Source organism: Alcanivorax sp. HI0083, assembly GCF_001635175.1.
The window spans coordinates 1-413 of sequence record NZ_LWFX01000749.1; the positions used below are offsets into that span (position 1 = coordinate 1).

A 413-nucleotide genomic window follows, 5' to 3' on the forward strand; every position below is an offset into this window, starting at 1 on the left:
GGCCGCTGTCATCGAAAATCAATCGCTGACGCTCATTGCTGCCCTCCACCACGCCCTCCACCACCATGTGTGGCAGGTCCTGGCGTAGCGGGTGGCGGGTGAACAACACCCCGGCAGCCTGTTGCCGCGGCAGTGCCTGGATCACCACATGGTCCGGGCCAGGCTCGCGATCGAAAATGCTCCGCAATGCCGCCGCCAGTGATTCATCCGAATCCAGATTCAACAGGCTTTCCCGGCGTGAATCCGCATTCATGGGCCCCTGTTGAAGCACCCAATAACGGTCATCGGTAAACATGCGCGGCAAGGCGCGTAATTGGTGAGTCAGCGACGCGGCAGAACTGTCTGCCACCACGCTGCGGTCAATGCGCCAGCTGGGCGGGATTGGTAACCCCATGGCAGCCCAGCGCTGCAGA

The 413-nt window shown here is 62.0% G+C and carries 1 pseudogene; it reads right to left on the minus strand.

From position 1 onward, the window contains the following. Window positions 1-412 (minus strand): annotated as a pseudogene (locus tag A3754_RS07320) (pyruvate, phosphate dikinase); the annotation flags it as partial. Window position 413 lies beyond the last annotated feature (1 nt).